The sequence below is a fragment of the Tenacibaculum sp. Ill genome (assembly GCF_051938915.1).
Lineage (GTDB): Bacteria > Bacteroidota > Bacteroidia > Flavobacteriales > Flavobacteriaceae > Polaribacter > Polaribacter larymnensis.
The window spans coordinates 1,417,501-1,430,883 of the sequence record NZ_JBPSCW010000002.1 but is presented as its reverse complement, the minus strand read 5'-3'; the positions used below and the strand labels follow the sequence as shown (position 1 = coordinate 1,430,883).

Below are 13,383 nucleotides of genomic sequence, written 5' to 3'. Positions count from 1 at the left end.
GGTTATTTTTCTTCTTTAGATTTAAAGTTTATCAGTCCTTTTTTCTTTGGTTTCAACGTATCTTTTTTAACTTCTTTCTTCTTGTCTTTTTTATTAAAACCTAGTTTTTTTCCTAAGTCGCGCAAGTTATTAAAATTAACCTGATAAGAAATACCTATTCCTTGTGTATATCCTTCTTCTTCGGTAGAATACTGTACTTCATTTTGACGGTTAAATACTGTCCCCCTTAAATTACCTTCTTCATTTAAAAGCACCTCTACTTTTACCTCTCCTACAACACTGGTTTGTGTGTTAGTCCCTACCGGTACTCCTACTTTTCCATTAACCAATACTCTATCACTTAATTGCGTTGATACAGATACATCTACCTGATCGTCTGAATTAAGGTTGTCTACATTTCCTCTATCTCCTTGTGTATACCCAACTCCTAATTGAAATTTATTTCCATCACTATTTAACATGTTTGTTAAAATGCTTGAAGCAATTTCAGAGGCTGTTCCTGTAATTCCTGAACTAGCACTACTACCAATAGCATCTGGATTATAAAATGTACCAAAGGCTAACAAGAACGAGAAGTGTTGCATTTTGGTATTTAAATCATTCTCATTCAAAATAAACTCTAACTCTGAACTAACTGTTGAATTTGCATTTGGTATTTTAATATCAAATTCTTGTTTTGAACTAAATAACCCTCCTGTAATTTTCGTGTATAGGTCAATTGGAATTTTACGATTTGAATTGATATTATCTAATAACTGTGCTGGGTTTGCTTTAGTTCTATATACTGCGGTAATATCTAAATCTGCTTCATATGGATCTCCATTCCAAGAAATAGTTCCTCCTTTTTGTACAATAAAAGGTTTTGTTATTCCTGCATATTTAAAATTATAGAAACCATTGTCTACAGTAAAATCTCCAAACATGTTAAACTTACCTCGTGTATCAATATCAATTCTAAGGTTTCCTTCTCCACTTCCTTTTAACTCACTCCCCGAAACTTTATCAATTACCACCTGAGCTACTGCATCTTTAGTTACAGCTAAATTTAATCTTAAGTCAAGACCTTTAATATCTCCAATAACCTTTCCTTTTGTTCCCTCTTCTTCCTCTCCTGTTTTAAATCGAATTAACTTATAATTATCTATCGTTTTAACATCACTTAGCGGAATTACAAATAAAGTCCCTTTGTTTGTTTTTCCGTTAACCTCAATATCTAAATAACTTGTAAGCCCTCTGATTTTAGCTTCTCCATTTAAAAATCCTGTTCCATAATACTGAGACTCTTCAGTTTCTTGTGTATCCAGAATCAATAAATTTTGAGTGTTAATGTCAAAATTCAAAAACCAGTCTTTAAAATTTTGGTGCACAATACTTCCTGATAAATCCCCTTGTGTTAAGTGCTTTGTGTCTTCTAGAATTATGTCTTGAAAAATAAATTCTTGTTTATCTAAAACAACACTTGTATTTCCTTTTAAGTCAAAATCCACATTTAAATATGGAAAAGCTAATCCTGCATTCTCAAAATTTAAGATTCCTTTAAAATCAGGATTTCTCAAATACCCTTTTGCAGTAAAGTCTCCTGTTACTTTTCCTCTTAATTTAGACAAAACATCTTCTCCTAATGGACTGAAAGCAGCAATATCATACTCTTTCAGATAAATATCTAGGTCAATAACTGGTCTCTCTGTAGAAAAGTCAATTCCTCCAGTAGCGGATATATTCTTTGCGTTTTCATTTTCTAAAGATAAATTGACATTATATTTTTCGTAAGAGTTATCTCCCGTAACATTCAGTGCTAAATTTCCTTGTGAATAATCGTTTATGTAAAAATCTTCTACATATAAGTTTCCTTCTGGAGCTACAATTTCATTTTCTTGTTTAAACTCTAGTCTCCCGTTCAGTTTTCCATCTAACTTTAAACTATCCACTGGTGGTAAAAAACTAGCTAGTTTTACTTTATTAAAGTTTGCTTGTATGTCTTTATAAGTACTGTCTCTTACAATTCCTTTAAAATCTATTCTTTGTTCTCCTGATTTAAAAACAAACGGACTAATTGTAAAATCATCTTTTTGTAAATCAAATGTTACTTTATTATTTCTGTCATCATTAGGGTTTATTACCCAATCAAAACCTTTATAGTGTAATTTAGATTTTTGAATTCCCACAACAGATTTTTGAAATTCATTTATTGTATAAAAGAAATCTAAGCTAAAACTCTCTGCATAATCTTTTCCTCCTTTGAATAACGATTTAAAAAATAGTGTATCGTTCTGAGTACGGTTTAATAAGTTTAATTTTTCAATATTGTAATACTTTGTATTAACCTTATTAGCTGTTAAGTGAGTACTGTATAAAGGGTTCTTATTATCTAACCTCAGTACTACTCCTTCAATTATATTTCTATATGCATTTATTTCAGGAGACTCAAATGTAAGTTTTAACGAGTTTTTATCTGAATTAATACGACCTTTTAATCGTGTATTTTTTCCTATTGAAATATTTGGTAAAAAAACATCTATAATTTGATTATAAATTGTGAAGTCAAAATCTAAAAACTGATTTGGTGCTACTTCATGCGGACGATAGTTTGTATACACACTACCCAAAGCATTCTGTGTAATTGGTAATAACTCTTCAAAAGAAAATTTTCCTTTTACATACCCTTTTACAATATCTTCCGAGTTTACTTCTATATTTTTAATACTATCTTTTACTGATGAGTTTACTTCAAAACTCTTAAAAGGGTAACTCTGTTTTTGATTTCTGTATACTAAATTTTTAAAGGTTGCTTTCCCTACAATATCATCAAATGTGTTTCCAGAAATGTTTAAGTTAATATTTCCTTTTAACTCAGAAATGCTATCACGAGTAAATAAGTTTGTTTTCTTCAAGTCAATTCTATCAACATCAGCAATAAAATCAAACTTGTTAATCTCTGATGAGAAATCTGCTAGTCCTTCAAATTTTAACTTGAAGTTATCATCGTCTGCATTTAGTAAACCGTCAAATTTTTTATTTTGGAACTGTCCGTTTACTTGTAAGTTTTTATATTCATATTTATTAAAAAACAGACTACTTATTCTCCCTATAATTATGGTATTGACATTATCAACATTAAATCCACTTCCATTAACATCTGCTTTTAACGAAACGGTTCCCAGTACAGGGTCGTTAGCAAAAACACCAAGGTCAAAATCTTTAAACTCTACCTCTCCTGTGTACTCTGCTTTATCTATATTATCAATATTTGTTAATTGAAGATCTGAAATTGCAGTTCCGATTTCTGATTTTACTGATACAGTAGCATCCATTTGTTGTGGAGTTACTCTCACTATCCCATTCAAAGTAAAATTCCCAAGTCTTTGAAATTCTGTTGGTAATGTTCTCCCTAATAAGTTTGGTAGTACATTTCTTAATTGGAAGTAATTTGCTGTAAGATTATCCAAATCTGCATCAAACACAAAACCTCTACTGGTTTTAACGGCATTAACAAACCCCATATTTCCAATAATTCTCATACCTCCCCTTGAATGTACTCTTACATTATTGGCACTAAAATTATTTAGAACTCCATCAATATCTCCGCTTATATATAAAAAATCATGCCCACCAATTTCATTGTATAGCTTATTTAAATCTTTTACTGAAACTACACTTTCTTGGAACTTAGCTTTTATTCTTACCTTATCATTAAAGTTTACAAAATCTTTTCTGTTATAAGTAAACTTAACTTTAGCTTGGAGTTTAGTTTTATTATCTGTTTCTAACGTTGTATTTTTAAAATCCATGTAGGATCTTGTATACGTGAAGTCTGTCGATAAATTTGACACGTTAACCCCTCTGTTTCCTGTGAAAAACATATTTCTTATTTTCATAGAAACATCAGGACCTATAATCGAGAAATCGTTTAATTCCGCTCCTGCTTTATATGCTGCAAACTCAAGTGGATCTTGCTTATTTTCATCCATTAACTTAAAAGTTAAATCTTCTAAAGTAATTTTATCACTTTTAAGAATAAATGGTGCAGCTAAACTGTCTCTGGGCTTTCCATCTTCAAAACTGTCTACAAAAATAGACATGTTATCATTCTTTTCTCCTTTATAGGTCTTCATATAAAAATGAACTCCACTTAAAGAGGCTTCACCTAAATCTACTTTATTTTCTAATATTCGTTTGGCATTCTGTAAGGAAGTAGTTAGATTATTTACAAAAATTAAGGTGTCTTTATGATGGTCTCTAATCTCAATTTCTTTTAACTGAACACTTCCTAACCATGATAAATCAATTTTTTTTACAACAATATTGGTATTAAACTCTTTGTTTACCCAATTCGTTGCTTGTTTAGCAAGTTGACTTTGTACAAAAGGTAACGATAGTAAAAGAAAAAGCAAGAGCAGAAAAAGTACTGCGTACTTTATTATTCTACCTATTATGTTCCCTAATCTTTTAATAACTTCCCTTATTTATAATCCTATTAACAAAAGTAATCAGCAAACTGCAAAAATGCTGCCTTATTTTAAAGAAATGTTATTTTTAACGAAAATCTAACGTAATATCAATATTTTTGTAACCTAAATCCGGAAAGATTTGAGTACAGAAAACATCTATATTTTAGGTATTGAAAGTTCTTGTGACGACACAAGCGCTTCGGTAATTTGTAATGGTAAAGTGTTAAGCAATGTTGTGGCAAACCAAGAAGTTCATGCCAAATATGGCGGTGTGGTTCCTGAACTAGCTTCAAGGGCACATCAACAAAACATTGTTCCTGTTGTACAACAAGCTATTGAACAGGCGGGCATAACAAAAAACGATTTAAATGCTATAGCTTTTACTCGTGGTCCAGGATTAATGGGCTCTTTATTGGTTGGTACTTCTTTTGCTAAGTCTTTAGCGTTAGGACTAAACATTCCTTTGATAGATGTTAACCACATGCAAGCACATATTTTAGCTCATTTTATTAAAGAAGAAGAAAGTAAAATACCTCCATTTCCTTTTGTTTGCTTAACTATTAGTGGCGGTCACACACAAATTGTAAAAATCACTAATTATTTTGAAATGGAAGTTTTAGGTGAAACAATTGATGATGCAGTTGGTGAAGCCTTTGATAAATCTGCTAAAATTTTAGGTTTGCCTTATCCAGGAGGACCTTTAATTGATAAATATGCTCAATTAGGAAATCCTAAAGTTTTTAAATTTACGAAACCTAAGGTTGGTGATTTGGAGTTTAGTTTTAGTGGCTTAAAAACTGGAATCTTATATTTTGTTCAAAAAAATGTAAAAGAGAATCCTAATTTCATAAAAGAAAATCTTAATGACATCTGTGCTTCCATTCAATATACTATTATTGAAATTTTGATGGATAAGCTTAAAAACACTGTAAAACAAACTGGCATTAAACATATAGCAATTGCTGGTGGTGTTTCTGCCAATTCAGAAATAAGAAAACGTTTAACTTTAGCAGAAAAGCACTGGGGGTGGACAACTTACATTCCAAAGTTTGAATACACTACTGATAATGCTGCAATGATTGCTATAGCTGGATATTTAAAATATTTAAACAATGATTATTCTGATATTTCTGTAACTGCTAAAGCTCGTTTAAAAGTTACTGAATAAATCTCTTTATATACTACAATGACTAATTTTAAAAACAGATTTCTTTTTAGTATTACATATTATTCTTTGTGGGTAGTATATTTTTTACTCGCTCGCTTTTTGTTCTTATTATATTACTTCGATAAAACTTCTGAATTAAGTTTTTTTACTACGTTAAAAACATTTGTATATGGTATTCAGTTAGACTTTTCTTTTGCAGCTTACTTAGCTGCTATTCCTTTTTTAGTTATTTTACTCTCAATATGGATTCCTAAAAAAGTTATCGGTTACATTATTAAAGGATACACTTTTCCTATTCTTTCAGTAATTAACTTGTTTATGTTGACAGATATTTCTTTGTATAAATTCTGGGGAGTTCGTATAGACGTTACTGTCTTAAATTACATTAACACTCCTAAAGCAATGCTGGCTTCAGTAAGCTCTTTACAATTGATTAGCGGTTTATTTGCTTGGATTTTACTTTCTGCGATTGCTATTTACTTATTTAATAAAGTTTTAAATAAAGCACTAGATAAATTAAATAAGAAACATTTTTTAGAAGCCCCGGTGTTTTTATTACTAATAGGAAGTTTAATAATCCCTATGCGAGGTGGTTTTGCCAATATTCCTATTAACCAAAGTAATGTATACTTCTCCAAAAACATGTTTGCTAATCACGCTGCGGTAAATTTCATCTGGAACTTTGCTAATACGATTAGTCATAAAACTGATGGTAAAAATCCTTATGTACACTATAAGAATAATATTGCTAAAGACATCATCAATAAAACTAAGAATCAACTTTTAACAGCAAGTACAGACTCTATTTTAAATACTAAAAAACCTAATGTTATTATCCTTATTTGGGAAAGCCTTTCAGCAAAAGCTGTGGGGGCTCTAGGTGGTGAGCCTGATGTTACCGTAAACCTAAATAAACTAGCTAAAGAAGGTATTTTGTTTACTAATTTCTATGGAAATGGGGACAGAACAGACAAAGGGGTTCCTGCTATTTTAAGTGGTTATTACCCTCAGCCAACAAAAAGCATCATGAAAATCCCATATAAAGCAAGAAAACTACCAATGCTTACCAAGGAAATGAAAAAATTAGGGTACAATACTAGTTTCTACTATGGTGGTGATAGTAATTTTGGAAACATGATTACTTATTTACGTAATGGTAGAATTGATAAAATTGTAGATGGAACTGAGTTTGACAAAGAAAACTGGAACTCAAAATGGGGAGCACATGATCATATCTTTTTAGATCGATTTATGAAAGATTTATCTTCACCTACCCTTAGAGAACCTTTTTTTGAAGTAGCTCTTACATTAACTAGTCATGAACCTTATGAATTTCCTGGAGAATATAAATTCGGTAAAAATTCTGTAGAAAATTTATACAGAAGTGCTCAAGCTTATACAGACAAAGCTATAGGTAAATTTATTGACGAAGCTAAAAGACAATCTTGGTGGGATAATACATTAATTGTTATTTTATCTGATCACGGACATCCATTACCTAAACATAAAGGATATTTTAATTCTCCTAAAAGATTTCAAATCCCAATGGTTTGGTTGGGTGGAGCTCTTAACAAAACAGGAATTACTATTGACAATTTTAGTGCTCAAAGTGATTTAGCATATACTTTAACAGACATGTTGGGGGGTAAACCAGAACAATTTAAGTTTGGAAAAAACATTTTTAACACTTCTGAAAATCAATATGTACATTATGTCTTTAATAAAGGATTTGGTACTGTATATAAAAACGGAACTTTTGTTTATGATTATGTAAGCAATAAACCTGTAATACAAGAAGGCAATTATCAGCCTCTAGATTCTTTAGGAAGAGCTATCAGTCAGGATGCCTATCAAGATTTTTTAGATAAATAAAAGTTAATCTTTCATTAAGAGAGAAACTGTTAAAATCCATTTCATTACTTTTACCCTATGAAATGGATTTTATCGTTATTTTTACTTACCTCACTAGCAGTTCAATCTCAGAAATTACCAAAAGGATTTTCATATATAAAAGATATATCTCCTACCATTCAAGGCGAATTAAGATACTGTCATAACAACAACTTTATGGGAGTTCCAGTTAATGGATATGAAGAAAATACTCTTATAGCTACTACTCCTACTGCTAAAGCTTTAAAAAAAGTTCAAGATGAGTTAGCAAGTCAAAAATTAGGCTTAAAAGTTTATGATGCTTATCGTCCACAAACAGCAGTAAACCATTTTGTAAAATGGGCTCGAGTAATGAACGATACATTAATGAAGCAACAATACTATCCTGAGATTAATAAACGTCATTTATTTAAAAAAGGATATATTTCTTCAAAATCTGGACATTCTAGAGGAAGTACTGTCGATTTAACAATTATACATCTAGAAACAGGTAAAGAACTAGACATGGGGAGTCCATATGACTTTTTTGGAGTTTCTTCTCACATTACTTATCATAATCTTACTAAACAACAAAAAAAGAACAGACAATTACTACAAAAAGTAATGCGTAAATATGGTTTTAGATTTTATAGTAAAGAATGGTGGCATTTTACCTTAAGAGGAGAACCATTTCCTAAAACCTTTTTTGATTTTCCTGTAAAATAATTAGTTTTAACTCTAAATTTTAAAAACACTTAAAAATCGGCATTATATTTGCCTTGATTTGTTTCCAATGATGAAAATAGTACCAACACTTGTAATCGTTTTTTTATGTAGCGTAACATCCAATGTTTTTGCACAGATGGATGGTACAATTGGTGGTAAAAAAAAGGAAAATTCTTCTTTTGGTGTTATTACTGCGCCTGGTAAAGAAGTAAAAAAGCCTAAAACGCTAGATTTTGATAATAATAACGGGTTTAAAACCGCTCATCAAAAACAACAAAAAGAACTCCAAAAAAAGCAAGCTCAAAAAGATTTAGAAAATAAAGGGATTTTAACCAAAGCTAAAATTGCAGAAGAACAATACTTAAAAGCCTTCAAACAAATTAATGGTATGTATCAATACCCTGTTATTGATCAAGATTTAGGTAGTTTTAGTACTAAGTCAAAAAGTGTTAATATTATTTGTAGAGATTATCAATATCCAGATGGAGACAAGGTCACTATCTATATAAATGATGTTCCTGTTGTTAGTAATCTTACACTAAAACAACGTTATCAATCTTTTAACCTTCCCTTAGATGAAGGAATAAATACTATAAAGATTGTTGCTTTAAATCAAGGAACCTCAGGTCCTAATACAGCTGCTTTTAAAATATATAATGACGCTGGTATGTTAATTTCATCTAATGAATGGAATTTGGCTACAGGTGCAAAAGCCACAATTATTGTAGCTAAGGAGCAGTAATTACCGTCTTTTTTTTGTCTAAAACCTTTCTTCAACTTTTAGTAATAAGTTTTTTTAAATTACTAAAAACTACTTATTTTTGTAGCTACGTTTTACTATAGGTAAAACAAACAAACATTTAAATAAACAACTAAAGTATATAATGAAGAAAATCACCAAAGAAACCTATATCAACTGGTATAGAGATATGCTATTTTGGAGAAAGTTTGAAGACAAGCTAGCAGCAGTTTACATTCAACAAAAAGTTAGAGGTTTTTTACACTTATATAACGGTCAAGAGGCTGTTTTGGCAGGTTCATTACATGCAATGGATTTGACTAAAGATAAAATGATTACTGCTTATCGTAATCACGTTCAACCAATTGGTATGGGTGAAGACCCAAAACGTGTAATGGCAGAGTTATATGGTAAAGCTACAGGTACTTCTCATGGTATGGGAGGTTCAATGCATATCTTCTCTAAAGAATACCGTTTCTATGGTGGTCACGGAATTGTAGGAGGACAAATTCCTTTAGGTGCTGGTATCGCTTTTGGAGATAAATACAAAGGTAGCGATGCTGTTACTTTATGTTATTTTGGTGATGGAGCTGCACGTCAAGGTTCTTTACATGAAACTTTTAACATGGCAATGAACTGGAAGTTACCAGTAGTGTTTATTGTTGAAAACAACGGATACGCAATGGGAACTTCTGTTGAAAGAACTGCAAACCATACTGATATTTGGAAGTTAGGATTAGGCTATGAAATGCCTTGTGGACCAGTTGATGGTATGAATCCTATCAAAGTTGCTGAAGCTGTAGATGAAGCTATTCAAAGAGCTCGTCGTGGCGACGGCCCTACTTTCTTAGAAATGAAAACTTACCGATATAGAGGTCATTCTATGTCTGATGCTCAACACTATCGTACTAAAGACGAGGTTGAAGAGTACAAAAAAATAGATCCAATTACTCAAGTTTTAGAGGTCATCAAAGAAAAGGAATATGCTACAGAAGATGAAATCAAAACAATTGATAAAGAAGTAAAAGATATGGTTAAAGAATGTGAGAAATTCGCAGAAGAATCTCCATATCCAGAGCTAAATCAATTATATGATATGGTATACGAACAAGAAGATTATCCATTTATAAAATCTAAGTAAACTATGGCTACAATTATAAACATGCCTCGCTTAAGCGATACGATGGAAGAAGGAGTGGTAGCTTCTTGGTTAAAAAAAGTAGGAGATAAAGTTGAAGAAGGAGATATTTTAGCTGAAATTGAAACTGATAAAGCTACAATGGAGTTTGAGTCTTTTCACGAAGGAACTTTATTACATATTGGTGTTCAAGAGGGCGAAACAGCTCCTGTTGATAGTTTATTAGCTATTATTGGTGAAGAAGGAGAAGATTTTTCTTCATTATTAAATGGAAATACTTCTGAGCCTGCTAAAACAAAAACAGAAGCTCCTAAAACTGAAGAACCAAAAACAGAATCTACTAACACAACTGTTCCTGAAGGAGTAAAAGTGGTAACAATGCCTCGTTTAAGTGATACTATGACTGAAGGTACAGTTGCTTCTTGGTTAAAAAAAGTAGGTGACAATGTTGAGGAAGGTGATATTTTAGCTGAAATTGAAACCGATAAAGCTACAATGGAATTCGAATCTTTTAACGAAGGAACCTTATTACATATTGGTGTTCAAGAAGGTGAAAGTGCTCCTGTAGATAGTTTGTTAGCTATTATTGGTGAAGCAGGAACTGATGTTTCTTCTTTAGTAGAAGCTCACAAAGCTGGTACTTTAACTAGTGGAGAAACTTCAGAAAAACAAGAAGAAGCTCCTAAAGCAGTAGAAAACAAAACAGAAACAGTTGCTACCCCAGTAGAGACTGTATCAAATAATAAAGGTGGACGAATTTTTGCATCTCCTTTAGCAAAAAAAATTGCTAAAGACAAAGGAATCAATTTAGCAGACATTAAAGGTTCTGGTGAAAATGGTCGTATCATCAAAAAAGATGTTGAAAACTATACTCCAACTGCTAAAGTTGAAGCTCCAGTAGCTACTAGTAGTGCTGCTCCATCAGCAGTAACTAATTTTGCGATTGCTAGAGAAGAAAACACTTCTGAAGTTAAAAACTCTCAAATGCGTAAAGCCATTGCTAAGGCATTAAGTAATTCTAAATTCTCTGCTCCTCACTTCTACTTAAATATAGAAGTAGATATGGACAATGCTATTGAGTCTAGAAAAATTATTAATCAAATGCCAGATACCAAAGTATCGTTCAATGATATGGTAGTAAAAGCATCTGCTATGGCATTAAGGAGACATCCTCAAGTTAATACTACTTGGAGTGATGATGTAACATTATACAATAAACACATAAATATAGGTGTAGCTGTTGCAGTACCAGAAGGTTTAGTTGTACCTGTTTTACATCATACAGATCATATGAACATTAATCAAATAGATATTGAGGTTCGTGAATTAGCTTCAAAAGCTAGAAATAAAAAACTAACTCCAAATGAAATGCAAGGAAGTACATTTACAGTTTCTAACTTAGGAATGTTTGGTATTGAAAGCTTTACTTCAATTATTAACCAACCTAACTCTGCTATTTTATCAGTAGGTGCAATTGTACAAAAGCCTGTAGTTAAAAACGGAGAAATTGTAGTTGGAAATACTATGAAATTAACCTTAGCTTGTGATCACAGAACAGTTGATGGTGCAGTAGGTGCTCAGTTTTTACAAACTTTAAAAACATATTTAGAAAACCCTGTTACTATGTTAGCATAGTTTTCAGTAAATTATAAATATTAAAAGCTCGCAAATTGCGAGCTTTTTTATTTACTGAATCAGACATTAGCATTATTTTAAGTTAACAATTTTGATTACTTCATTTACCAATTTAGGAACCGACGCAGGATTTTGTCCTGTTACTAATCTTCCATCAACTTCTACATGCGCTTCAAGAGGAGAACTTGAATAAAAGAATTTCCCACCATGTTTTTCTATCGTGTTTCTAATTAAAAATGGGAAACTTTTAAAGTATGCTCTGTCTTTCTTTTCATGATCTTCTGGAAAACCATTTACACGTTTATTTTTCACTAAATATTCTCCATTACTTTTCTTTAAATAAACAATTCCTGCTGTACCATGACAAACAGCGCTTATGACACCTTTTTGCTTTTCATAAATATCTATTGCTATCTTTTGAATTTCTTTATTCTTAGGTACATTAAACATAGCACTTCCTCCTCCTACATAATAAATCGCTTTATAATCTGTCGAATGAACTTGTGTTGGCTTTTTTGTGTTTTTTAAAGCATACATAAAATCACTATCGTATAAATATTCCTTCTTCTTATTTTCTGACGTATTCAAGTATTTTAAAGGAATTGCTCCTCCTTTAGGGCTTATAACATCTATATTAAAGCCAGCATCTTTAAACATTTCATAAGCTAATATTATTTCATCAAAACTATTACCTGTGGGAATATCGGTTCCTAAATAATAATCTGTGTTAGAAACTACAAATAAAATTTTATTTCCAGTTTCATTAGATGATTCTCTCGTTGCTGTTTTACTTATAATTTTCCATTGATTAGTAAATTTCTTCAATAAAAAAAGATCAATAAATCTCCATTTACGGTTAGGTATTAAAATTTCAACTTTAGCAGTGGCAATATCATTAGTGATATCGATAGATATTATTTCTCCTATTCTACCATTAAATTTTCCTTTTTTACCAGGAGAAAAAAAGTTTGCATACTCATCAGGACTGTATTGTTTAAAACCATTTTTTCCTGTTAAATAAAGAGTTGCATCTTTTGAAAAAGATTCTTTTAAAATATTAAGTTTATTATAAGAACTTCCTTCAATATAATTATTAAGTGTTTGCTCTATTAACTCTTTATCTGAAAGTGTTAAATTTACTTCTGGACGATCTATACTTTCATAAAGCAACTTATCATCTGACACAAAACTCTTGTCATAATTAATTACTTTTTGTTGTTTACTTCCATAGATATTAACAAGAAGTTTTTCTTTAATTTCTTCTTTATCTTGTGAAAAACTAGAGATAAAAAAGAAAGCTGAAATTAACGTAGATATAATTTTCATTTTTTAAAAGATTTAAATTTTACTTCAAACCTCTTAAAACAATATTCTATTTCGATGATATGTTATAATTTAGGTGTACTAAATTATAATTCTGCACTAACTTAGTCTTCCAAAAACTGCTTTTGATACTGAGCAGGTGTTTGTCCAACTACTTTTTTAAAAGTGGCATAAAAGTTTGATTTTGAAGAAAAACCAGCTTCAAAACCTATACTCTCTAATGTTATTTTATGGTTTTTACTTATGATTTTCTTTGCTTCTTCAATTCTATATTCATTTAAAAACATAGCAAAGCTTTTCCCTAAATTATCATTTAAAAATTGAGATAATTTATGAG

9 protein-coding genes (1 of these 9 only partly in view) are annotated in these 13,383 nt (G+C 30.9%); 6 read left to right on the top strand and 3 right to left on the bottom strand.

Annotation, left to right across the window (positions count from 1 at the left end):
• Window positions 1–2 precede the first annotated feature (2 nt).
• Window positions 3–4,391, bottom strand: coding sequence for a translocation/assembly module TamB domain-containing protein (locus tag ACTPNM_RS06800; RefSeq protein ID WP_440121108.1), 4,389 nt, complete (start codon window positions 4,389–4,391; stop codon window positions 3–5).
• Between the two features lie 196 nt (window positions 4,392–4,587).
• Between ACTPNM_RS06800 and tsaD the strand changes: the two genes are divergently transcribed.
• The 6 genes from tsaD to ACTPNM_RS06770 all read left to right on the top strand — a co-directional run bounded on the left by tsaD (window position 4,588) and on the right by ACTPNM_RS06770 (window position 11,723).
• A complete protein-coding gene (gene tsaD, locus ACTPNM_RS06795) occupies window positions 4,588–5,616 on the top strand; it encodes a tRNA (adenosine(37)-N6)-threonylcarbamoyltransferase complex transferase subunit TsaD (RefSeq protein ID WP_440121107.1) in 1,029 nt (342 codons plus the stop codon).
• An 18-nt stretch (window positions 5,617–5,634) separates the two neighbouring features.
• Entirely contained in the window at window positions 5,635–7,488 is a 1,854-nt protein-coding gene (locus ACTPNM_RS06790; RefSeq protein WP_440121106.1) for an LTA synthase family protein, read from the top strand.
• 57 nt (window positions 7,489–7,545) lie between these two features.
• On the top strand, window positions 7,546–8,211 hold the full coding sequence (locus ACTPNM_RS06785) for a M15 family metallopeptidase (RefSeq protein WP_440121105.1): 666 nt from the start codon (window positions 7,546–7,548) through the stop codon (window positions 8,209–8,211).
• 67 nt (window positions 8,212–8,278) lie between these two features.
• A complete protein-coding gene (locus ACTPNM_RS06780) occupies window positions 8,279–8,953 on the top strand; it encodes a hypothetical protein (protein ID WP_440121104.1) in 675 nt (224 codons plus the stop codon).
• A gap of 142 nt (window positions 8,954–9,095) precedes the next feature.
• Entirely contained in the window at window positions 9,096–10,091 is a 996-nt protein-coding gene (pdhA, locus tag ACTPNM_RS06775; protein ID WP_099216561.1) for a pyruvate dehydrogenase (acetyl-transferring) E1 component subunit alpha, read from the top strand.
• Between the two features lie 3 nt (window positions 10,092–10,094).
• Window positions 10,095–11,723 carry a pyruvate dehydrogenase complex dihydrolipoamide acetyltransferase gene (locus ACTPNM_RS06770; protein ID WP_440121103.1) on the top strand — a complete coding sequence of 543 codons (1,629 nt, stop codon included), beginning with the start codon at window positions 10,095–10,097 and terminating at the stop codon, window positions 11,721–11,723.
• 72 nt (window positions 11,724–11,795) lie between these two features.
• Here ACTPNM_RS06770 and ACTPNM_RS06765 read toward each other — a convergent pair whose 3' ends face one another.
• Window positions 11,796–13,049: a nuclear transport factor 2 family protein gene (locus ACTPNM_RS06765; RefSeq protein ID WP_440121102.1), complete on the bottom strand. Its 1,254-nt coding sequence runs from the start codon at window positions 13,047–13,049 to the stop codon at window positions 11,796–11,798.
• Between the two features lie 101 nt (window positions 13,050–13,150).
• On the bottom strand, window positions 13,151–13,383 hold the end of the coding sequence (locus ACTPNM_RS06760; protein WP_440121101.1) for a helix-turn-helix domain-containing protein. The gene runs 721 nt beyond the window's last position; the window shows 233 of its 954 coding nt (coding positions 722–954); its start codon lies beyond the right edge, outside the window; the stop codon is at window positions 13,151–13,153.

Bases quoted from the DNA above. Each gene is read 5' to 3' on its own strand.
- ACTPNM_RS06780 (WP_440121104.1), top strand. From the start codon at position 8,279: ATGATGAAAATAGTACCAACACTTGTAATCGTTTTTTTATGTAGCGTA.
- ACTPNM_RS06770 (WP_440121103.1), top strand. From the start codon at position 10,095: ATGGCTACAATTATAAACATGCCTCGCTTAAGCGATACGATGGAAGAA.
- ACTPNM_RS06785 (WP_440121105.1), top strand. From the start codon at position 7,546: ATGAAATGGATTTTATCGTTATTTTTACTTACCTCACTAGCAGTTCAA.
- pdhA (WP_099216561.1), top strand. From the start codon at position 9,096: ATGAAGAAAATCACCAAAGAAACCTATATCAACTGGTATAGAGATATG.
- ACTPNM_RS06765 (WP_440121102.1), bottom strand. From the start codon at position 13,049: ATGAAAATTATATCTACGTTAATTTCAGCTTTCTTTTTTATCTCTAGT.
- ACTPNM_RS06790 (WP_440121106.1), top strand. From the start codon at position 5,635: ATGACTAATTTTAAAAACAGATTTCTTTTTAGTATTACATATTATTCT.